Below are 19,022 nucleotides of genomic sequence, written 5' to 3'. Positions count from 1 at the left end.
CTCCTTAATTTAATTTGATAATTATTTAAGGATACTACAAATCATAGAATAAATTACATTATAATCCTTTTATTTTTTTCTATTCTTTGTTGGCGGCTACAGTAAATTTATAATGATAAATAATTATGATGATTATTCAATCTTAATTAAAATAAAAAATGCCAAGCATATGCTTGGCATTTTTTATTTTAATTATTTTTCAAGCGATAATCGTAAGCTTACCCGCTTCGTTGTGATCGTATAGCTTTTCCATCAAGTAATCTTCGATGTTCCGAATGGCTTCGTTCTTCCATGCACCACCATCTGCTTCGAATAGAGCGACACGCAGACCGTTTTGCATCCGGAGAACGAACTTGCTTTCCGGCTGATCGACTTCGATGAACGTCCGGTATGGTGCGAGTGTCACTGGATTGACGACCTTGACGTCTGCGACAGTCGCGACGCCCGTTTTCATTGTCACCGCTTGCGAGATGCCATCGTCTCCAACACCTCGGACATTGTCTTCCTTGAGGTTGCCGACCATTTTCAGAATCAATGCTTGATCCTTGTTCGGGACGAAGACCGACTGCAGCTTGATATTGATGTCTTCCGGATCATAGTACGAGTCGAATCGGAAGGACGGGACGTAGGCACTAGCTTGGATGTAGTGATTCCGATTCTGATCATCGTTGAGTTTGCTCATGACCGTGACCGTCTCCGGATCTTTAATGTGGATGAGTAGCGGTTCGTTCGTGTCAAACTCGCTTTGGATGTACTCGACGAGTGCCGTCAGCGTATGAACCTGAAGTGCGCTTGAAGTTGGTGCCTTGATAGCATAAAGTTCGCGGTCTGAGACAATACGACCGTGTACCTGAGTAGTTTGGAATTGACCGTGATCCTTGATCCAGTTGAATGCGTCTTTGAGTAATGACATATGAACAGCTCCTTTGATTGTGGTGGGTTGTGTTGGGATTAAGCGCGTGAAGAACGTGCGTCTCGCAAGTCGATGACGACTTCGTTCGGGTATTCTGGACTCTCTTCAATCGGGACACCGACGTCGTTCGCGATATCGCCATTCTCCGTGATCATCATTTGACCTGGCATGCTCGACTTGAGTTCTTGACCAACTGCGTTCCCTTCGCCATCGACGTCGATGATAATCTTCGAACCGATAGCACGTGCTGGCGTCAACGTCGTCTTAACGCTGATGTCGACCATCGCAAGGTCACGCTGTTCATCCGCTGACAAGGTCATCGAGATCGTCACCTTCCGCTTCTTTGTCGGATCCGTGTTGAGGTCCGCGATATTCGCATAGACTTCTCTTAAGGCATTGTTGACACGTTCTGCGAATGCGCCTTCCGCGAATTCGTTGAGGTTGATTTTAGGTTGTGGCATGTGATTCCCTCCGATTGGTTGATTGTGATTGGATGATGTCGTGGATCTGGAGCCGACCAATTGGCGTCCACGTCATCGTGGTCTTGCAATCCGCGCTACCGTTACGGTGCATGAACGGATATTCGTTGATCGTGACGAGACCGCGCTTCAAATGTGCTGTACAGAGTTCCCAGCTCCCGTTGACCTTCCGCTGGATACCAGCTTGCTCGAGGAGAGCGTTCAGCTTCCTTGCTGACATGCCGTATCCTTTCGCGACTTGTGTCGTCGTCATCGAGCGTTTGTCGGCTAGGATGCGTTCGAGCATTGGATCAGGATTCATGTGTATCGCTCCCTTCGAGTTCCAGATGGAGTTGGTTGCCGGTATCGGTCTGTCGCCGCAGCCATTTTTCCTTACAGACGGGTCCGATGCCTTCCCTTTGACTTTCCGTCGTCGTGAGCCGACGTCCGCAGACCGGACAATAGCCGGTCCGTGACTTCGGTGGTCTACGTTTCATGACGCAGACTTCGCGGTATCGATCAAGCGCAACAGCATGCCTTGCTCACTACGGAAGCGCGGGATGCGCATTTCCTCATAGCGTCGTTCCCAGTCCTCTAGAATCATCCCGACGACCGCTTCCTCGTCCGTCTCGACTTCTGGACGAAGCGCGTCCATCTTACCCATCATGTCGATCAGGATGACGCGTTGTCCGTTCCCGCCAGTGCCGAGCATGTGGTACTCGTCCTCGACGAGACGGTAGAGCGTGTTGAACGTCACCTTCTTCTCTTCTTGCCCTGCTAGTTGTGTTGTTTGTTCCATGTCATTCGCCCCATTTCATGATTAGTAGTGTTCCGTTGCGATACTCAGATAGTCGAGCAGGACGCCGTCTCTCGAGACGACCTCGCTCGTCTGTTCCTCGAACCAACTCAACGGGATCGACTTGCGTTCGCGTTGGTTCGCCCAGTCCAGTGCGTCACCGCTCGAGAGATAGAACGTCTTGCCTAGCTTCTCGAAGTGGATCAGCAGGAATGCCATGCCACCGAAATCCTCGATGCGTCGGAGTTCATCGAATTGATGCGTCTCGATGTTCTTGAGCGGGAAGGAGGTCGCGTTCTTCGTCGATTTCGCGTCGAACGAGAGGTACCGCCCTTGATGCATCCCAGCGAAGTCCAGTCCGCCTGATTTTTCGAACCAGTACTTGCGGACCTTACCTTCCTTGTCGAGCTGGACCTTCGCTTCCGGAAAGGTCTTCCGGACGTGCGCGACTTTCTTAAGTCTGTAGTGACGATTCGACATCTCGAGCATTGTCTCGAACCGTTTTCCGCGGTTGGCATGGTGTCTCATTAGCATCCTCCTTCCAGAATGGGTTCGGCGTCTTGTCCGCAAGGAACAAGGAAACGCTGCGTGGTCGTTTCTCTTTCAGTCGTTCGTAGCGATAACGCTTGAAATCGATGATCATGTCAGTCCTCCCAGATACCGAAATGGTCGGCGACGGTTCCGAGTAGCTTGTCCTTCGCCTCGTAGTAGGTGTTGCGGTTGCCGTAGCGCATCATCTCGATGACGACGTTATCCGTGTACTTGAACTTTGGACGGAATCGGAGATCCCAGATTTGATTCAAGTCTGGATCGGTCTCCTCGAGTTCCTCTCGAATCCGGAGCAAGAGTCGGTGTTCTGCTTCTGCTTGCCGGAGTTGTTCGAGTAGCATGACCGCCTTCTCGACGTTGCTCGACGGTCTCGTGTTGCGTTGTACTTCGCTTACCTGATACCCAGCCGTGATGGAAGGTGCGCTCCGTGCCTTGAGTGATTCGATGCGGGACGGGAGCGTGAACAGGCTTCTCAGCTTGTTCTCGACCAACGTCCGTTGTGCTTTGGTCAACTTATGTGCGATGAATTCCATCCTGTGCCGCCTTCCCTTTCGTGTTAGAGTCTCAGCGGTCTCCACCCTTCCTTGATCAAGCGTTGCGTCTCATGTTGTGGTGCGTCCGGGGTGTACAGCACTATGTACTGGCTCTTCTCGCGACGCTCGAACAATTGGGGTCTTGATCCGCTGTATTTTATGCGTGCTCGACGCTTGGCCATCGTGCCGTTACCTCGTGTTCCTCGAGGGCATGCCCTTCGAGCGTCCACTCGCGTCGTTCGTTCGATAGCATCACCGCCGTCGTGATCGGTCGTAGTCCTTCCTCGACCTTGACGAGCTTCCCGTCGATCAGCGTATGCCGACGGATCTGGTTCGAGATGAGCAGGATCTGCTCGTGCTCGAGCGTGTGTTTCCGGAAGACGAGCGTCTTCATGTCACCCCTCCTTTTTTCTTCCGGTCCGGCAACTCGATATATGCCGTGTGTCGGGTATTACCGTGACTGCTGACGTATCGCTTGCGACCGGTGTAGTGTTCGGTCTCGAACTCCTTCTTGTTGTGGAGATACTGTTCTTTACCGAGGAACCGTGCACCGCGGCTCTCATGCTCCGCGATGCGACGGTCCAGACGTGCTTCATCCGTGTCTGTCAGTTTGATTCGCATCCTGTTCCTCCTCGAGACATCATGAATTCCGAGTGACGTTCCAATCTGCTTGGCATTCTTCCGGTGAAAATCCTTGATAGGCTGCACGATAGAAGTTGTCATTGCCGTAATGACGGACGTGTTTCGTCAGATATCCATCCGGTTCAAGTGTGATCCGGATCGTACCGCCCTTGATATCCAGTTCGGCTGAGCGGATGCTTCCGGCGACGATTTCTTTCATGGCGTCGAATAGGTTCATGCCCTTTCCCTCCTGTCTCGTCTAGACAATTGTCGAAGTAGTTCCGTGACATCGGCTTGCCGTAGAGCACTTTCGCCGCTTCGAAAGTCACGGTGTAGATGACGTGCTTCTCAGCATTCGGAGACCGTCTGGCGATGCCGAGGGTGCAAAGGTGCTCCCAGTCGGCGTTCGCACCAATCGATCCGTAGTAGTTTCGCCACGGCTTCTTCCGTTTGTTCAGACCGAGCGCGTATCGAAGCTTCCGAAGATGCTCAGTCGTCAGCCGTTCGATGATGTGCGGGATGCTCAACTCCTTTCCGGTGTCTCGAGCGATCGAAGGAGTGCCGCGACCTCTTCGTCGTCAGGGACGTCTGATGTGAACGCCTCCTTCTGCTTCGCTTCGTGCGCTTGCCGCTTCGCCTTCTCTTTCGCAAGCCATTCCGGTTCCTTCATGCCGGACGATGCATGACGTCGACTTCCGCCACGGGTCCGTTGTCGTTCACGGAACTGGTTCGCTTGATCCTTCGCTTGTTCGACCGTCTGGACGCCTGCTTGTGCCCAGGTCTTCAGGATGCCGGTGATATAGGTGTACTTGCGGACGTTCGAGAGCGTCGCCGTCTCGATGGCGAACTGGACCAGCTCGGCGCCATAACTCTTGACGTCGTCCTCAATCTTCTCGATCGTGAACGGTGGCGCGAGTGGTTCGATGTTCTTTCGGTAGAAGTCGATCAGTTTCGTCAGTGCGTCTTCCGCGCCCGCGTCTACTACTACTAAATCTTTTAGTTCTTTTGGTTCTTTAGTACCTTCAATACTTAGTAGTGTTCGATTTTCCACTTTTGGTTTTTCCACTTTTGGAAAATCGGATTCTGGTGGGACCAGTTTCTGATTTTCGCATTCTGGTGGGCTTGGTTCTCCCTCCGGTTCATCCGGTTCTTCATTTCGTCCCTCGTCGGTATCCGGTTCTTCTGGATTGCTTGCGAACACCGGGCGTTCATGGACGACGAACTCCCATTCCTTGAACTTGCCTTTCTCTCGGACAGGGACGCGCTTGACGTAACCAGCGTCCGTCAGTTCTTTGATGGCTGATCGAGTGCTCGCTCTTCCGTCACTCGAACGATTGACAAGATCCGTTTCCCGGACCTTCCAGTCGTCCGGCAATCCCATGAGATAGCTGTGCAGTCCCTTTGCTTTCCAGCTCAATGTCTTTTCGTTCAAGAGCGTCTTGTCGAGAACGACATAGTTGTCTTCCTTCTTGATGCGTATGATGGACATGTAATTCACCCCAGTGCTTTCTGTGACACGTTTCGTGTACGTTCATTTGCTTCCGTGATCCGCGTCGACGCGGTGTGGATGGCGTTCAAAGCGCTCCATGCGGCTGACCCTTCCGGTACCGCGTTCGGGAAGAGGACGTCTAGTTGTTCGATGAAATGACGGATCGTCTCTGCTTCCTGTCGGATCACCTCATGCGGATCCTCCGCTCGTGTGCGGCTAACTTGTATGACTCTCATGGTTTCCCTCCTGTCCGGAGCGTGATACACTAGAGTTCCTACGCTAAAGTGTGTCATCGCTCTCTTGAGTGATGGCATTTTTTGCGTCTTCCGGTTCACGTTCGAGCCAACGGAGGAAGACGAATGCAAGTGGCGCGATGATCATGACGAAGAGCCAAGTGACACCCGCCATGTAGATGAGCTCTGGTGACAACTGGTTCACCTCCTTTCCAAGCGATTCTTCAGGACGTCGAACCCGACGCCACCGAGGGCGATGCTGAAAGCGATCAAGCCGAATCCATAGATGACGTATGCGTTCATTTCAGTTTGTTCGGAGGATCCATCTGAAGCAGATGCATGTCGAACGTGTCTTCCATCAGATGCAGGACGTACTGTTTGTTCACGGCGTCGATCACGATGATCGGGTCATTCTTGACCATCTGCTTGAACTGGACCAACGCATCCGGCTGACCTTCTTCTACCATTTCCTGGGTCACATCGACGAGAATGTTCGATACGACGTCCTCAACATTGATGAGCGGCAACAGTGTCGGATTCTCATAAAATCGCTCCACGAGCGTATTAGCTAATACATCTAAATTGGTATAGAGCTTCATGTCTTTTCTTCCTCCCTTTGTGAAATCATTTCCAGACCTCTCCGCGTCCCCATGCATCCAAATCCACTCTGTTGTAAAGCTTGAGCTTCGAATTTTGCGGAGTATGATAGGGAATACCGTCGCGTATCGTATATTTGTCGAGGGTCGCTGCATCAATCCCAAGATGATGCGCCGCTGCTTGTCGTTGCATCCACTGAGGTTGTATGTCACTCAGCTTACGGATTGCGCGGTCTGCGCTCTCTTCCAGTAGATGTTCTAGTTGAATCTTGGATAATGTGATAATTTCTATCGCATCCATGAATGAACTCCCTCCTTCACACAAGCGCCGGGCGCCAATTGCTGACGTACTTCAAGGCTTCGTCGAATTGGTTCTGCCGAATGTCGCGGTAAGAGGCGACGGCGAACGCACGCTTGATGTCACTACCGAATCGACCGTACAATTTCCCTTTCGTGTCATACAGTTCCGATGGTCGCTCATCTAACTCTTTCCAGACATGCTCCGCACGTTTCTTCTTAGCTCGTTCAATAGCAAGTTGCTGTCCATAGTCGAGCGTCATCCGCTCATCAATCTTCTCCGTCAGCACGGTAATGGCTGCTTCCGTCTCCTCTTGCTTGACGAGCATTTGCGATGTCGCGGCGAACAACTCTGCAAACGGGATACCCTTCGGCATTTCATAAGATCCGGTCTGGCGGATCGACGGAAGAACGTCTTCCATCACCCAGTTCTCGAATTTTTGTGCTGCAGGTAACTTTGAGTTCGTGACGAGTCTATAGACATCTGGTTCTCGGATAACTCTCGTTTCCTGTGATCTACCTAAGTTATCGATGACGGGATGAAATATCCCCTCACCTTTGCAATGCCGATTGACAGCTTTATGCGGTTCTTTATATCCAAGAGCCTTTGCTACGTCTGAAGCGACAAATAGCGGATTTGTTTTATCGCCGATCATGCGAATAGAGTTTCCTTCGAACACTTTTGTTAGCTGATTCATTATTAACCTCCGTATGATTTTCATTTTTAGAAATTGGGTAAAAATAAACGAAAAGTTTTATTGCAGTTATAAATTACCGATTCGGTAATTAGTCAACAAAAAAATATTCAATTGGCTTACCATACAATCTAGAGAGCTTCATCAAGAATGTTGATTTGATTCCTCGCTTTCCAGCCTCAATCCTACTAATCGTTGCGGCTGACTCGTAACCTGTAAAATCAGCAACTTCCTTTAAAGAAAGATTCCGTTCCTTGCGAGCATTTCTTAATTTTTCAAGGTCAACTTTTGGTTCCGGCAAATGAATCACCTCCTTGCTTATTACCATATCGGTAACTTATGAACTCAATATACATTACCATTTAGGTAATCGTCAATACTTTATTTCCAATTCGGTAAAAACAGTTTTCCGTTTTGGCAAAAATGATATATTTGAAAGGAGATACTAATATGGAGTTGATACTAATGGAGAAAGCTTTTAGAGGGGATAGACTTAAAGAACTGCGTCTGAATCGCGGATGGGCACAGGATGACACTGCATTGAAGTTAGGTATAACACCTGCGACGTTATCAAGATTCGAGACTGGGAAGCGTCAACCGGATCCATCGACTTTGGTTTTATTAGCGGACACATTTGATGTCACTGTAGATTATTTACTTGGCAGAGTCGAAGATCCTAGAAATACTTTGAACAACTACATTGAACATGTCTCTAAAACGAACAAACTGATCGGGATGCATTTTTCAGAAGAAGAACTTAACTCTCTTGATCAAGAAAAAATCGATAAGATTGTAAGTTACATGAAAGACCAAATCGCTTTAGCGATATCAACCGGAATAAATGATAAGACTAAAAAATAAAACTGATTGACGCCAACTATTCAGCTGCGTCAATCAGTTTTTTTAGTGAACTGTGCCATAAATTCGTTTTAGAGAACTCAGATTCAATCTCACTATTCACAAAGAGAACGTATGCGCCTAATTCCTCGCTCCAACATCCTTTTAGCGGAATAAGACCATCATTTGTTTTCAACATCATTTTTTCATTGCCAGAGTAATCCATCACAACTCTCCTTTAAACAAGAACATTTGTTCTATTCGTTTCCATCATTATGCATGACGCATAATCCATTTTCAAGCAATACCCTGTATTTTACAACGTTATCAATTCGACACATAACGACAATCATGCATTTTTCTTTTTCTGTTTTTCATAATAGATTATAAAAAATAGTACAGTTTTTTGTCGAAATAAAAAAAGGATGATTTCTCATCCTTTACAAATCATCTCAATTCTTCTGTGAGAGTTACCGAAGATGCTAATTTTTCGATGTTGTCCTTTAGTATATAGCCATCTGAAGTGCGGGAGTCATTTAACGCCATCAAAGAATTTTTATCAAATACATACTTTACTATGAAGATTCCATTCTCATCATCGATAAACAAAGCTAGTTGATCTAGTTTCTTATCTTTATCTAACGCTTCTTTAACAACAGAAGCAGCTAAGTGCTTGGATTGACTATGGATTTGTTCCAAAGATCCACCAATAGGCTTAACACGCAACATAATAGTATGGTTTGATTCATTTAGAGCAGAAAAGTTCTTTTCTACTTTTTGAGTCTTGAAGATGTAATCATTTCCGATTTTCTTATAGAATGACGTAATTGATTGCTTTTTCGGTGTCTTTATCTCCATCTCTTCCTTTTTTGGTTTCTGAGGCTTCGACACTTCTTTGTCGTTACTGATTTCTGTTTTTTCTTTTTGAATCGTTTCGGGTTTCGCAACTGCTTCCTCTTCATTCCCAACGAACAGTCCGACTACGAATAACAGCATAAGAGCATATACACTAATTGCAATCGCAGACTTCCAGATGGATCCGCTGCGGAAACCTAGCACCTTTTGGATTGCCTTCCGCTTCTTAAGAATGATTTGCTTCTGTTTCTGGATTTCCTTACGTATCTCATCACCGTCATATGCCCTCGCGATGGTTAAAACAATGTCTTTTTCTTTTTCATCACTGTAATAAAAAGACTTCAAGAACAATTCATCTAAATACATCTGCTCGGGTAATGCATCCCATTTTACCTTTTCAACGAGTACGAATGTACCATCTTTCTCCTCGACAAATCGAAGTCCGTCACTTTCTTGTACGATATACCAATCGACACCAATTCTTGTCTTTTTATAACGTCCGCTCGCTATATTTAGACCTGGATATTGTTCTTTGAGACGTTCTATCGATGTTTTTTCGACTTTCTTCGCCTGTTCATCCTTCATCTCGCTCATCCTCCTTCAATTCATTATTCTCCCTTATATATTCGGATTAGTATTGTAATAGTTTCATTATTTTACTTAATTATCTAATAATTTCTTTTATTTATGGGAATCTTTTCTATTAAATGTATACTGAAGTAAAACAGTGAAAGGAATGAGATTTATGGATTCTAAAGAAATTCGCCGCATCCTGAAATCAAATCATCCTGAAGGGTACGTAACGAGCGGACAGCACCAAAGTGATTCTTACAGTATTCCCTATTACGTCGTTGCGACTGCTAAAGAGGGGCTTTTCTTCTATGTCAACAGACGTGGATCGCTCGACATGGATCTTCACTTACCTTGGGCAAAAGTTCCGGATACGCTATATCTCCGAAAGGATAAGAAAGACAAGACATATCGTACAAAAGAAGAATTATTACTGACGATTTTCGTCGGTGATAAAGAAGGTAAAATGGTAGCTGAACTAATCGAGGGACGTCGGAAACTTTTACCTTGGATGAAGTTCCCTTGGTATCGAAAGATTCCTGGATACCGTAGTCAGGTCGCTTGGAAGATGGTCATGGCTTCCATGTTCTATTTCTTCTTCCTCGGAATGATTTTCGCCAGTGCTTTAGAGGATGTTGAAGATGATACTAAACAAGCCGTGAAGCAACCCGTCGTTCAGACAGAGGCAGAAGAAGAAGCGAAGAAGTCAGATTCTGAAGCCGCAAAGAAGAAGAAAGCTGAAGAACTAGCTGCTGCTAAAAAAGCTAAAGAAGCTGAAGAGAAAAAGAAAGCTGCTTTAGAAAAGAAAAAGGCTGAACAAGAAAAGAAAAAGCAACTAGCTAAGGAAAAAGCAAAAGCTGAAGCAAAGCGGGAAGCTGAGAGGAAAGCGAAGATTGCCGCTCAAGAGAAGGCAAAGAAAAAGGCTGCCGCGAAACTGGCAGCTCAACAAGAAGCAGAACGAAAGGCGCAAGAAGAAGCTGCTCAACAAGCTGAAGATGAAGCTGCTACGACTCAAGTTAGTTTTGATAACTGTGATGATTTAAGAACGGAATATCCGAATGGCGTACCTAGCTCACATCCGGCATATGATTCAAACATGGATCGTGACAAAGATAATTTTGCATGCGAACGCAATTAAAAATCATACTATTTATATGAAAGAGGTCATAACATGGAAACTGCCGAAAGAATTTTCATTCCTAAAAAATTAAACAGCGCTACTGTCTCTAGCTTTATTAACTCTGCTATTGAAGTTTTAGAAGGTGAAAAAAAGATGAAATATCCAGAGATTATTTTTGATTTTTCTCGACTTCACTTCGTAGAACCCGCTGGCTTCGTCACTCTATACAATACACTTCAATTCTTGATTTCTAGAGGGTGTAAAATTTACCTCAGCATAAATAGAGATAATTGTAGCCCAGCTGTAAAATACTTAGACGATTCAGGATTCTTTAAACAATTTGGAATCGATTTAGACTTAAAACCCCGTCTACGTCCTACAACTACAGAAATCCAGTCAATTAAAGCGTCTAATTTCCGATCATGGTCTTCAAATACATTGGTTCCTTGGTTACAGAGACAAACTGGAAACACAAAAAGTTCTTTCGATGATTTAGAATCAGCAATAAGTGAAATTTTCAATAACATCAATGATCATGCACAATGCGAAGGTGTCGCTGGAGGTTTTGCCCAGTACTTCCCTAACGATAATAAAATAAGGATTGTTATTGCAGATTTTGGGGTAGGTATTAGACATACCGTTAGAAGATTCCAAAAAGATATTTTCACTCATTCTCAAGCGTTGAAGTGGGCTTCTGAGAAGAACAATTCAAGTGGTAGCACTCCGAAAAATAGAGGAGTTGGACTCACGCATATTCAGCAATGCACAGCAAACTTGAATGGTGTTGTTGCATTCAAAAGTGGCGATGCAGAAATGCGCACCCAAAATGGCGAGAGAAAATTCTCTAAAGCAGAATACCACTATCCGGGAACGTATATCGAGGTTATACTTGATTCAAGGCACATACCAAATATCCCTGATGAAGAGGAGGACTTCGAGTGGTGACAATTACAATTAAGGATCATGTATCCGAAGGTTTCACCAATGATGATGGCGGCCTTCTATATGACATCATTAAATCCGCCATGAAAGATCATGACATTATTAATTTATCATTTGAGGATATGAATGCTATCTCATCTTCATTCCTCAATAGCTCTTTGGTGAAAATAAAAGAAGAAATCGGATTTGGCGAACTTAAGAGACGGTTTAAATTTGTAAAAACTACACCTTCAATCAATTCTACAATCCGGACTCGATTTTCACAAAATCATATTAGCGCTTGATTTTAATAAGACACTTTTTTTAAAATCAAGTATACTCAAAGCACCTTCTCTGGTGCTTTTTTGTAGTTCCAAAATCGAACGTACGTTCTAAAAAGCATGAACTGGGGGCCATGACTATGGCAAATATCAAAAAGAATCCGAAGACTGGACTATGGTGGGTTCGACTCTCACTCGGTACAGATGAACGAGGAAAACGAATCCAGCACTACTACTCCAACAAACGAAAACAAGAGGTTGAGTTTTGGATCGCAGAGCAACTGACTGCGCGAAGAGATGGGACGATCCAGAAAGTCATTCAAGTAAGAACGATGGAACAACTCATCGAACTGTGGCTCGAGGACCATGTCCGACTGACCAAGGCCACAACCACCTATCATTCCTACCGCTCCATCGTCCGACAAATACCAGATTGGTTCATGAAGCTGAAGGTCGATCGGGTTGAAGCCATCCATGCGCAACGTCTGCTCGCGGATTGGCACCGGGATCAAATCAAAGCTTCGACGGTCAACTCTAGACGTGCCATCTTCGTCGGCATGTTCAGTTGGGCGATTCGGATGAACAATTACAGAGGGTCAAATCCCTTCTCAGCGGTCACGAAATTGAACGAAGGGCTAAAGGAGATGCAGACGTATTCCGCAGAACAACTCTCCCGCTACTTGCGCACCGCACGTGATGTGATGACGACGGGGAACTACGCTGCGGTGATGTTGATCAGCTACACCGGTCTTCGTGCTCGTGAGGCGACGGCTTTGCGCTGGTCGGATGTCGACTTCGAACGGATGGTCATCATGGTGAAACGGACGGCAATCGAGGTCAAGGGAGGCTATTCATTCTCAAACACAAAAGGTAAGAAGGTCCGGGTCGTCACCATCTCTCCGCATGTCGCTGAAGAACTTCGTCGCATCCGTGTCGAACAACGCTACGATAGTTTGCGTATGGGCTGGCGAAATGAAGAAGACTTGGTCTGCCTTGGTGTATCGGGCGCCTATCTATGGCATTCAGGGCTACGTCGGCGTCACATTGAGACGTTCAAGACCGCTGCACTCCCGAAGATCACATTGCACGGTCTTCGTCATACGCATGCTTCACTCTTGATGGAAATCGGTGTCCACGCGAAGGTAATCCAGGAAAGACTGGGTCATGCGGACGCCACTTTGACAATGGACACCTATGCTCACGTATTGCACACTTTACAATCGGATACGGCGAAACAATTCGAACAGCTTTTGAAACGCAAAAAAACCGCTCAACAGAGCGGTTCGTGAGAAAAATCCCGATTTTCACATCAACTGTGCAATAAGTGTGCAATGAGATTTTTATAGGTGCTAGAAATGGCTTAAGACTGCGGTCTTTTCCGACGCAAACCATAATATTGGTAGAACTGAACTTCGATGTTCCCGTTATAGAGCTTCCGGCGCTTCGTCGCTGGACGACCGTACGCTTTTTCGAACTCAACATACGACGTGATCATATAGACACTGTAGTATGGGAATTCTTTGTACGCCGTTCCAATCTTACGGTAGAGCTGATGGACTTCACGTGCGTCCTCCAAACGCTCCCCGTAAGGCGGGTTCCCGATGATGACACCGAAGTCTTCCTTTGGTTTGAAGTCTGCTGCGTCGCGTTGCATGACGTTGATCGCATCGCGGACGTCTGCGAGTTCTGCGTTCGTTTTCGCGAGCTTGACCATCTCTGGATCGACATCGCTTGCGTAGATCTTCAACGGTTTGTCCCACTCTGCTTTTTCGTTCGCTTCGTTGATCGCATCGAACCATGCCTTCTTCGGAATGCATTTCCATTCCTGTGAGACGAACTCGCGGTTGATGCCTGGTGCGATATTACGCCCGATCATCGCTGCTTCGATCGCCAGTGTACCTGAACCGGTGAAGACGTCGTAGAGCGGCATATCCGGCTTCCAGTTCGTCAGCATCAGCATCGCTGCTGCCATCGTTTCTTTGAGTGGGGCTGCTGAGTGGAACTCACGGTAGCCGCGTTTGTGTAATGCGTCGCCTGACGTATCGATCGTTAATGTTGCGATATCTTTTAACAACGCAACTTCAATCGGATAGCTTGCGCCTGTCTTCGGCAACCATTCCGTTCCTTTGTTGTACTGTTCTTGCATGTGCGAGACGATTGCTTTCTCGGTGATCTTCTGACAGTCACGGATCGAGAACAGCTTCGACTTGACCGAACGACCGTTGACGATGAAGTTCGCATCCCACGGCATCAATTCGTGCCACGGCAGTGCCTTGACTTGATCGAACAATTTTTCGAATGTCGTCGCGCGGAACTCAGCAACGACGAGTTTGATCCGGTCCGCTGTCCGAAGCCACATGTTCAAACGGGGAATGTCCTCCATCTCACAATCGATGTAGACCTTTCCGTCCTCGACCGTACATTCGTATCCTAACGCACGGACTTCTTTTGCGACGAGCGCTTCGATTCCCATCGCCGCTGTCGCGATGACTAAGCGTTTTGCCATATCGCGTTCACTCCTTTATTGTTTCTTCCACTGAATCGTTTCATTGCAATAAAAAAAGAGCCCAGGGTGGACCTGGACTCTCGTTCAACTTAAAAATAACAGCCTATGTGGTCCTGTAAGCCATGTTCTGTTCCTTAGTGTTTCAAACGGTTTGACCCTCACACGCAGGCGACAATCATCTATCTCCGTATTTGCATACGCTCTCCTTCGCGTTCAATTCCGCTCCGGAAATTCCCCTACCAAATTTGGGTTTCTCGCTCGTGGGGTTTACCTCGTTCCACCTTCATGGTTTCCCATGAAGCTCCGTCACTGTGGCACCTTCAAGAAGTTTCGGCCCTATCCGAAGACTTAGGCGTTCCTTCTGCCGTCAGCTTGACGCTGCCTACACTTATCTTTTTGTGTAGCACGATCACTACAGCCATCGCAGGCTGTGCGAGCATGGACTTTCCTCAAAGCACCGAAATGCCCCGCGATTGTCCGAACCAACATAGTCACTGCTTATGAGTGTAGCGTAGATGCCGCTTTCCTGCAAGAGGCAATTCTCGTTTTATAAACGAAAAAGTTGCGTCCCTGCCTCATTTCACGGTATAGTACAAGAGTTCAGAAGGGGGCATGCAGTATGAAAAAACGACGCTCTGGTACGAACCGGCGAACGGTTCGCAAGTTGACGTTCCTGATCGAGATCGATGAGATCAAGGCACTTCATCTGCGAAACGGCATCTTCGCCTTCTATCGTCAAGGAGAGCTCATCCACGCGTTCGAGCCGTTCAACGTCAAGGCGCCCGATGCACTCTCAAAACGTAGCTATCATTTCGATCAACACGATATCTTGCTTATGAATGAACGTTTCCCTGAGCAAATCCCGTTGTATGATAATGCGATGACGTTACGCTCTTGGGCCGACCAGGTCGCTTATGGTTTATACCAATTGATCGATTCCAGTCGCCTGTCGTTCGTCCATGAGGATGACACAGGATACAAAATGGAAGCGATGATCACGTGGACTGGAGAGGCATTAACACCTCCGACGCCCGTCTATAAAAAAGGAAAAGACCCGAAGTAACCTTCAGGTCTCGTACAGCGTTTCCCACTCGGTGGGAGGCGCTTTTTTTATTTGACGGTCAGGAGTCGTTCAACCGTTCGCGTATGGCGTCCACCACTCGTCTTGAATACGAGTTTATAGGACCCTTTTTGTTTCAATTGATACGTGAACTTGTGCGTCCCATTTTTTAATTTCGACTGGGTGAACGTTTTAATGACTTTCCCATCTTTATAAAGACGGGTCGTCGTTTTCGCATTCGAATATTCGTCAAAGTAAAACGCGAATAGTTGATTCGGTTTGACTGTTGAAGGGAGCGACACTTTAGAAATTGGCGCTGGAAGCGCCGCTAACATTCCGGCATTCAAGCGACCGACTCCGTAATGTGAACTTGTATCTCCTGTTTTTTTGGTCGCAGCAGCATACAGTTTACTGCGCATCGCTTCATTCGTGACGAATGGATTCTTTGATTTCGCAAGCGCCAATACCCCGCTGACGACCGGTGTTGCCATCGATGTCCCGTCTAAGTAACCATACTTATTCCCAACGATCGTTGAATAAATCCCTTCACCCGGTGCCATGATGTTAAGTCCTTTGCCGTAATTCGAGAACGTCGACGCTCGACCGAGTGTGCCAACAGCTCCAACGGCGACGACTTGACTCATCGAACCTGGGAAGAGCACTTTATTGCGTCCATCATTCCCCGCTGCTCCAACGACAAGGATGTTCTTCGCTTCTGCTTTTTTGATTGCTTCTTCCATGTAGGGATCGAATTCATATTGTCCGAGCGACAGGTTGATGACGTCTGCTCCCTGCTCGATCGCATACAAAATACCGTCACCGATATCAATCGACGCAGCAAAGTCACCATCGAATACGTCGGCTCCGATCAATTTAACACCGGATGCGACACCAACGATCCCTTTCCCGTCTTCCCGTGCCCCGACGATCCCAGCGACGTGCGTTCCGTGATCGTCCGGTTTACGGATGCCCGAGATCGTCGTCGTTTTATAAATGACGTCCTTGAACTCGCGGTGTTTCGTATCGATCGCGTCATCAATGATTGCAACGCGGATATCCGATTTACCACGGCTGTACTTCCAGTAAGTAGGGATCCGTGACTGATCGAGATACGTTTGCTGGAACTGGGCAGAATCCGTCGCTTTCTTGACGTCCGTGATCGGAATCAAGTCGGCATCGATATCCTCTTCTTCGAGATGTGCAAGTGGCTCGACGAGAGAGAATCCTTTTTGTTTCAAGGCACGAATCTCGCTTAGCCCCTGATTCGCCAACCAGTTTTGTTTTTGTTGTTCTGTAAAAGTTGGGTCGTATTGTACGTATTGAGACTGCGCAAAGGCAGACGTTGGCATGGCGACGATTGTCGCTAGCGTGAGTAGTGCAAGTTGCTTTTTCATGGGAACCCTGCCCTTCTCTGTTTACGCGCCGACCGAAGAATCGTCTGGACTAAAGCGGAACCGTACCGTCCGGTTCTTCGCTGACTTCAAAAGGAATGATTTTTCCGATCGTCACGTAAGCATAATAGCGTGCAAGGACCGCACGCCAACGCGTTGCATCGATGCCTGTCAGATCTTCACCTAACGGGGACCCGTCGAACGTCTCGAACTGTTGGCAAAAGAACGCTTCCTCTTCTTCATGCCACGTTACTTCTTCGCCGATGAACCCGGTCGAAAAGCGGACGAAGTCCGCAATCGAGGGTCCAATCACTTCTGCCGGCAAGCGTTCGCTCATCCGTCCGACCAGTTCATACCGGTCGCGTTGTGCTTGTTCCGCTTCTTCAATCGAATGACACAGCAGCACTTCACGATTTATTTCTACTAACACGACATAGTCACCACTCGGTAAATTGACGTGAATCATCCCTACACCCCTTGGATTGGATTCGTGCGGCTTCTAGGTGTCATTTTTTCTTCGATAATTTATAATGTCCATTTTCGATCAAATGTTAATTCAATCGGCTCGTTATCTTTCGACTTTAACATAACGACCCGTGTCGTTTCAATTTGATCGAGGAGATCCGCTTGACGAAGAGACTGAATTTCCTTCGACGAACCGGCTTCAATCCGGTCTCTGTACGGGGCAAGCAACGCTTGTTGATTGCTCGCGAGCGCGTACCAGGCAAGTCGAGCGAACGGCTCATCCTTTGCTGTCTCGAGCGCGTAGCTCTCGAAGATATCTGGAAGATAACTGCTAAATTGATCAAGCGCATCGATGCGTTCTGCAACGTCGAGAATCGTTAACCAACTCGGGAGCGACAGCAACGATTCACTTGACCACCAGTCGAGTAAATCGACATGTTCTTTAAGTAATTGCTGTGCTTCTGGTCGATCGATCATATGTTGTAGGGTCTGGATGAGTTCGTTCCAGGCAAGCGACCAGTATTCTTCCGATGGATTAGCTGAAAGGAAGAATTGACGATAGACCGTCAGCAATTCCGAAACGTCCGTTAATGGTTCGACTTCCAATCGCTGATTAAAACGGCTAACTGCTTTTGTAAAATAATTTGGTTCAAGCGTTAATGCCATATAGAGTAATTTTGGTGCGTTTTTAATTTCGCCTTGATCGACCGTCTCGAATAATTCTTGAATCCATTCTGGTTGTGGTTGTGTCATAATCCTTTTCCTCCGTCTAGTAAATTTGTTTACTATACCCGAAAAAAGATTAGTTAAATCCTTTCTTCCCTAAATCGCTCCAATTCGATTCGCCGTCTCTTCTGAGCAAAGGACGATCAATGTCCCGTTTTTCGGAATCGTTTCATCAAGTCGCCGATTCAAATCAAGCCGTTTCCCGTCGGACAGAATCGTCACCCCTTCTTCTAGCAAGGCATGAAACGCATCGCGGTATGTCGCCCATTCCGGTCGCGTCGGAATCGAGAACATCCCTTCACCGTCTTTCGTCAACAGATTCGTCACGACCTTCGTCACGCCAGGATGATGGGACGCGAGGATCGCCATCCGGGCAATCGTCTCGTCACCAAGCAACACCTCATCGACCTTGACCTGTTCAAAGCTGTCGAGGTGTTCTTCGAGCATCATCTCGACGATCGTGTAAATGTTCGGATTCGCCCGTTCGATGCTTGAAGCGATCAACAGTGTCCGTCCGTCAGCATGGACCGGGGGAATCGAATGATCCGCGAGAACGATCGCACGGACCGCCTTTTCGATGTGAGCTCGCTCGAGCGTCGACGTCAGCGCCGGATCACCACAGACGTAATGGAACCGAGGGTGACTGAAGGGCTCCCGCTCTAGGTCGTCGACGAGGACGACATCCGTATGTTCGAGCAATGACTCGATGACGTGCTTCGAACGCCGACTGTATCCGAAGACGACCGTATGTCCTGTTTCCTTCACTTGTAACAACCCTCTTTCCTTTTGATTACGAATCAACTGGACACCATCGACCAGTTTTGAGATCAATCCACCGACGATCCCGATCCCGAAGATGAACACGAAAATCGTCAGAATGCGACCGGTATCCGAGTTCGGGAAGAAGTCACCGTATCCGACCGTGACGACGGTCGTCATCGTCCAGTAGACAGCGCGGAAGTAGGACCCGAACGTCTCCGGCTCAAGCGCATACATGATACCCGCGACACCGAAGACGAAGATCAACGATGCATATCCGAGCGTCCGCATCCGTAGAAACGAGACTTTTCGTAAAAAACGTAACCAGACCATGTTTTTTTCATTCCTTTC

At 47.3% G+C, this 19,022-nt stretch carries 30 protein-coding genes and 1 other RNA gene; 6 read left to right on the top strand and 25 right to left on the bottom strand.

The features are described 5' to 3' along the window. Positions 1-199: 199 nt before the first annotated feature. From U719_RS06490 to U719_RS06420, 18 genes are all read right to left on the bottom strand, one after another. On the bottom strand, positions 200-913 hold the full coding sequence (locus U719_RS06490; protein ID WP_023467948.1) for a hypothetical protein: 714 nt from the start codon (positions 911-913) through the stop codon (positions 200-202). 38 nt (positions 914-951) lie between these two features. Beyond that, entirely contained in the window at positions 952-1,374 is a 423-nt protein-coding gene (locus tag U719_RS06485) for a hypothetical protein (protein WP_023467947.1), read from the bottom strand. Further along, positions 1,361-1,693, bottom strand: coding sequence for a phage antirepressor KilAC domain-containing protein (locus U719_RS06480; RefSeq protein WP_023467946.1), 333 nt, complete (start codon positions 1,691-1,693; stop codon positions 1,361-1,363). The genes U719_RS06485 and U719_RS06480 overlap by 14 nt, the downstream gene beginning before the upstream one ends. Beyond that, positions 1,683-1,868, bottom strand: a complete 186-nt coding sequence (locus U719_RS16740; RefSeq protein ID WP_144080694.1) for a DUF6011 domain-containing protein — start codon at positions 1,866-1,868, stop codon at positions 1,683-1,685. Before U719_RS16740 ends, U719_RS06480 begins: the two co-directional genes overlap by 11 nt. After that, positions 1,865-2,170 (bottom strand): hypothetical protein, encoded by a 306-nt coding sequence (locus tag U719_RS06475; protein ID WP_023467945.1) that lies wholly within the window; start codon positions 2,168-2,170, stop codon positions 1,865-1,867. The genes U719_RS16740 and U719_RS06475 overlap by 4 nt, the downstream gene beginning before the upstream one ends. 21 nt (positions 2,171-2,191) lie before the next feature. Further along, positions 2,192-2,695 (bottom strand): Holliday junction resolvase RecU, encoded by a 504-nt coding sequence (locus tag U719_RS06470; protein WP_023467944.1) that lies wholly within the window; start codon positions 2,693-2,695, stop codon positions 2,192-2,194. Beyond that, positions 2,622-2,810, bottom strand: a complete 189-nt coding sequence (locus tag U719_RS16735; protein WP_144080693.1) for a hypothetical protein — start codon at positions 2,808-2,810, stop codon at positions 2,622-2,624. Before U719_RS16735 ends, U719_RS06470 begins: the two co-directional genes overlap by 74 nt. A 1-nt stretch (position 2,811) precedes the next feature. Next, on the bottom strand, positions 2,812-3,249 hold the full coding sequence (locus tag U719_RS06465) for a hypothetical protein (protein ID WP_023467943.1): 438 nt from the start codon (positions 3,247-3,249) through the stop codon (positions 2,812-2,814). 157 nt (positions 3,250-3,406) lie between these two features. After that, a complete protein-coding gene (locus U719_RS06460; protein ID WP_023467942.1) occupies positions 3,407-3,643 on the bottom strand; it encodes a hypothetical protein in 237 nt (78 codons plus the stop codon). Further along, positions 3,640-3,870: a hypothetical protein gene (locus tag U719_RS06455; protein ID WP_023467941.1), complete on the bottom strand. Its 231-nt coding sequence runs from the start codon at positions 3,868-3,870 to the stop codon at positions 3,640-3,642. Before U719_RS06455 ends, U719_RS06460 begins: the two co-directional genes overlap by 4 nt. A gap of 19 nt (positions 3,871-3,889) precedes the next feature. Then, positions 3,890-4,108 carry a hypothetical protein gene (locus tag U719_RS16435; RefSeq protein WP_023467940.1) on the bottom strand — a complete coding sequence of 73 codons (219 nt, stop codon included), beginning with the start codon at positions 4,106-4,108 and terminating at the stop codon, positions 3,890-3,892. A gap of 285 nt (positions 4,109-4,393) precedes the next feature. Beyond that, entirely contained in the window at positions 4,394-5,359 is a 966-nt protein-coding gene (locus U719_RS06445) for a DnaD domain-containing protein (RefSeq protein WP_023467939.1), read from the bottom strand. 5 nt (positions 5,360-5,364) lie between these two features. Continuing rightward, positions 5,365-5,595 (bottom strand): hypothetical protein, encoded by a 231-nt coding sequence (locus U719_RS06440; RefSeq protein WP_023467938.1) that lies wholly within the window; start codon positions 5,593-5,595, stop codon positions 5,365-5,367. Between the two features lie 43 nt (positions 5,596-5,638). Then, complete coding sequence (locus U719_RS16810; RefSeq protein WP_023467937.1) at positions 5,639-5,788, bottom strand: hypothetical protein; 150 nt, start codon at positions 5,786-5,788, stop codon at positions 5,639-5,641. 103 nt (positions 5,789-5,891) lie between these two features. Beyond that, the gene (locus U719_RS06435; RefSeq protein ID WP_023467936.1) at positions 5,892-6,191 is read right to left on the bottom strand and encodes a hypothetical protein; all 300 of its coding nucleotides are present in this window, start codon (positions 6,189-6,191) and stop codon (positions 5,892-5,894) included. 25 nt (positions 6,192-6,216) lie between these two features. After that, entirely contained in the window at positions 6,217-6,489 is a 273-nt protein-coding gene (locus U719_RS06430) for a hypothetical protein (RefSeq protein ID WP_023467935.1), read from the bottom strand. 16 nt (positions 6,490-6,505) lie between these two features. Next, entirely contained in the window at positions 6,506-7,183 is a 678-nt protein-coding gene (locus tag U719_RS16805; protein WP_051353603.1) for a BRO family protein, read from the bottom strand. An 88-nt stretch (positions 7,184-7,271) separates the two neighbouring features. After that, positions 7,272-7,481: a helix-turn-helix domain-containing protein gene (locus U719_RS06420; protein ID WP_023467933.1), complete on the bottom strand. Its 210-nt coding sequence runs from the start codon at positions 7,479-7,481 to the stop codon at positions 7,272-7,274. Between the two features lie 149 nt (positions 7,482-7,630). Between U719_RS06420 and U719_RS16425 the strand changes: the two genes are divergently transcribed. After that, positions 7,631-8,041, top strand: a complete 411-nt coding sequence (locus U719_RS16425) for a helix-turn-helix domain-containing protein (RefSeq protein WP_023467932.1) — start codon at positions 7,631-7,633, stop codon at positions 8,039-8,041. Positions 8,042-8,464: 423 nt separating this feature from the next. Here the strand turns inward: U719_RS16425 and U719_RS06405 are convergent, their stop codons facing one another. After that, on the bottom strand, positions 8,465-9,457 hold the full coding sequence (locus U719_RS06405) for a hypothetical protein (protein ID WP_023467930.1): 993 nt from the start codon (positions 9,455-9,457) through the stop codon (positions 8,465-8,467). Positions 9,458-9,608: 151 nt separating this feature from the next. Between U719_RS06405 and U719_RS17105 the strand changes: the two genes are divergently transcribed. The 4 genes from U719_RS17105 (at position 9,609) to U719_RS06385 (ending at position 13,053) form a co-directional block, all read left to right on the top strand. Further along, complete coding sequence (locus U719_RS17105) at positions 9,609-10,580, top strand: excalibur calcium-binding domain-containing protein (protein ID WP_304413037.1); 972 nt, start codon at positions 9,609-9,611, stop codon at positions 10,578-10,580. A 33-nt stretch (positions 10,581-10,613) separates the two neighbouring features. Beyond that, positions 10,614-11,507 (top strand): STAS domain-containing protein, encoded by an 894-nt coding sequence (locus tag U719_RS06395; protein WP_023467928.1) that lies wholly within the window; start codon positions 10,614-10,616, stop codon positions 11,505-11,507. Then, positions 11,501-11,788 (top strand): STAS-like domain-containing protein, encoded by a 288-nt coding sequence (locus tag U719_RS06390; RefSeq protein ID WP_023467927.1) that lies wholly within the window; start codon positions 11,501-11,503, stop codon positions 11,786-11,788. Before U719_RS06395 ends, U719_RS06390 begins: the two co-directional genes overlap by 7 nt. A 116-nt stretch (positions 11,789-11,904) precedes the next feature. Beyond that, a complete protein-coding gene (locus U719_RS06385) occupies positions 11,905-13,053 on the top strand; it encodes a site-specific integrase (RefSeq protein ID WP_023467926.1) in 1,149 nt (382 codons plus the stop codon). A gap of 71 nt (positions 13,054-13,124) precedes the next feature. On the opposite strand, the gene U719_RS06380 is transcribed toward U719_RS06385, so the two are convergent. Next, positions 13,125-14,270 carry a class I SAM-dependent RNA methyltransferase gene (locus U719_RS06380; RefSeq protein ID WP_023467925.1) on the bottom strand — a complete coding sequence of 382 codons (1,146 nt, stop codon included), beginning with the start codon at positions 14,268-14,270 and terminating at the stop codon, positions 13,125-13,127. Positions 14,271-14,381: 111 nt separating this feature from the next. Continuing rightward, positions 14,382-14,755, bottom strand: an RNA gene (gene rnpB / locus U719_RS16585) — RNase P RNA component class B. 134 nt (positions 14,756-14,889) lie between these two features. Here rnpB and U719_RS06375 point away from each other — a divergent pair. Beyond that, positions 14,890-15,333 (top strand): hypothetical protein, encoded by a 444-nt coding sequence (locus U719_RS06375; protein WP_041255063.1) that lies wholly within the window; start codon positions 14,890-14,892, stop codon positions 15,331-15,333. Between the two features lie 47 nt (positions 15,334-15,380). On the opposite strand, the gene U719_RS06370 is transcribed toward U719_RS06375, so the two are convergent. The 4 genes from U719_RS06370 to U719_RS06355 all read right to left on the bottom strand — a co-directional run bounded on the left by U719_RS06370 (position 15,381) and on the right by U719_RS06355 (position 19,004). Beyond that, complete coding sequence (locus U719_RS06370; protein WP_023467923.1) at positions 15,381-16,724, bottom strand: S8 family peptidase; 1,344 nt, start codon at positions 16,722-16,724, stop codon at positions 15,381-15,383. 49 nt (positions 16,725-16,773) lie between these two features. After that, positions 16,774-17,187, bottom strand: coding sequence for a hypothetical protein (locus tag U719_RS06365; protein WP_023467922.1), 414 nt, complete (start codon positions 17,185-17,187; stop codon positions 16,774-16,776). Between the two features lie 59 nt (positions 17,188-17,246). Next, positions 17,247-17,939 (bottom strand): hypothetical protein, encoded by a 693-nt coding sequence (locus tag U719_RS06360; protein ID WP_023467921.1) that lies wholly within the window; start codon positions 17,937-17,939, stop codon positions 17,247-17,249. Between the two features lie 69 nt (positions 17,940-18,008). Then, entirely contained in the window at positions 18,009-19,004 is a 996-nt protein-coding gene (locus U719_RS06355) for a TrkA family potassium uptake protein (protein ID WP_235147642.1), read from the bottom strand. Positions 19,005-19,022 lie beyond the last annotated feature (18 nt).

The sequence above is a fragment of the Exiguobacterium sp. MH3 genome, from assembly GCF_000496635.1.
Taxonomy (GTDB): domain Bacteria; phylum Bacillota; class Bacilli; order Exiguobacteriales; family Exiguobacteriaceae; genus Exiguobacterium_A; species Exiguobacterium_A indicum.
This window is presented reverse-complemented; position numbering and strand designations above follow the sequence as displayed.

Coding starts and splice junctions, on each gene's coding strand:
- U719_RS06490 (WP_023467948.1), bottom strand. CDS start 913: ATGTCATTACTCAAAGACGCATTCAACTGGATCAAGGATCACGGTCAA.
- U719_RS06485 (WP_023467947.1), bottom strand. CDS start 1,374: ATGCCACAACCTAAAATCAACCTCAACGAATTCGCGGAAGGCGCATTC.
- U719_RS06480 (WP_023467946.1), bottom strand. CDS start 1,693: ATGAATCCTGATCCAATGCTCGAACGCATCCTAGCCGACAAACGCTCG.
- U719_RS16740 (WP_144080694.1), bottom strand. CDS start 1,868: ATGAAACGTAGACCACCGAAGTCACGGACCGGCTATTGTCCGGTCTGC.
- U719_RS06475 (WP_023467945.1), bottom strand. CDS start 2,170: ATGGAACAAACAACACAACTAGCAGGGCAAGAAGAGAAGAAGGTGACG.
- U719_RS06470 (WP_023467944.1), bottom strand. CDS start 2,695: ATGAGACACCATGCCAACCGCGGAAAACGGTTCGAGACAATGCTCGAG.
- U719_RS16735 (WP_144080693.1), bottom strand. CDS start 2,810: ATGATCATCGATTTCAAGCGTTATCGCTACGAACGACTGAAAGAGAAA.
- U719_RS06465 (WP_023467943.1), bottom strand. CDS start 3,249: ATGGAATTCATCGCACATAAGTTGACCAAAGCACAACGGACGTTGGTC.
- U719_RS06460 (WP_023467942.1), bottom strand. CDS start 3,643: ATGAAGACGCTCGTCTTCCGGAAACACACGCTCGAGCACGAGCAGATC.
- U719_RS06455 (WP_023467941.1), bottom strand. CDS start 3,870: ATGCGAATCAAACTGACAGACACGGATGAAGCACGTCTGGACCGTCGC.
- U719_RS16435 (WP_023467940.1), bottom strand. CDS start 4,108: ATGAACCTATTCGACGCCATGAAAGAAATCGTCGCCGGAAGCATCCGC.
- U719_RS06445 (WP_023467939.1), bottom strand. CDS start 5,359: ATGTCCATCATACGCATCAAGAAGGAAGACAACTATGTCGTTCTCGAC.
- U719_RS06440 (WP_023467938.1), bottom strand. CDS start 5,595: ATGAGAGTCATACAAGTTAGCCGCACACGAGCGGAGGATCCGCATGAG.
- U719_RS06435 (WP_023467936.1), bottom strand. CDS start 6,191: ATGAAGCTCTATACCAATTTAGATGTATTAGCTAATACGCTCGTGGAG.
- U719_RS06430 (WP_023467935.1), bottom strand. CDS start 6,489: ATGGATGCGATAGAAATTATCACATTATCCAAGATTCAACTAGAACAT.
- U719_RS16805 (WP_051353603.1), bottom strand. CDS start 7,183: ATGAATCAGCTAACAAAAGTGTTCGAAGGAAACTCTATTCGCATGATC.
- U719_RS16425 (WP_023467932.1), top strand. CDS start 7,631: ATGGAGTTGATACTAATGGAGAAAGCTTTTAGAGGGGATAGACTTAAA.
- U719_RS06405 (WP_023467930.1), bottom strand. CDS start 9,457: ATGAAGGATGAACAGGCGAAGAAAGTCGAAAAAACATCGATAGAACGT.
- U719_RS17105 (WP_304413037.1), top strand. CDS start 9,609: ATGAGATTTATGGATTCTAAAGAAATTCGCCGCATCCTGAAATCAAAT.
- U719_RS06395 (WP_023467928.1), top strand. CDS start 10,614: ATGGAAACTGCCGAAAGAATTTTCATTCCTAAAAAATTAAACAGCGCT.
- U719_RS06385 (WP_023467926.1), top strand. CDS start 11,905: ATGGCAAATATCAAAAAGAATCCGAAGACTGGACTATGGTGGGTTCGA.
- U719_RS06380 (WP_023467925.1), bottom strand. CDS start 14,270: ATGGCAAAACGCTTAGTCATCGCGACAGCGGCGATGGGAATCGAAGCG.
- U719_RS06375 (WP_041255063.1), top strand. CDS start 14,890: ATGAAAAAACGACGCTCTGGTACGAACCGGCGAACGGTTCGCAAGTTG.
- U719_RS06370 (WP_023467923.1), bottom strand. CDS start 16,724: ATGAAAAAGCAACTTGCACTACTCACGCTAGCGACAATCGTCGCCATG.
- U719_RS06365 (WP_023467922.1), bottom strand. CDS start 17,187: ATGATTCACGTCAATTTACCGAGTGGTGACTATGTCGTGTTAGTAGAA.
- U719_RS06360 (WP_023467921.1), bottom strand. CDS start 17,939: ATGACACAACCACAACCAGAATGGATTCAAGAATTATTCGAGACGGTC.
- U719_RS06355 (WP_235147642.1), bottom strand. CDS start 19,004: ATGGTCTGGTTACGTTTTTTACGAAAAGTCTCGTTTCTACGGATGCGG.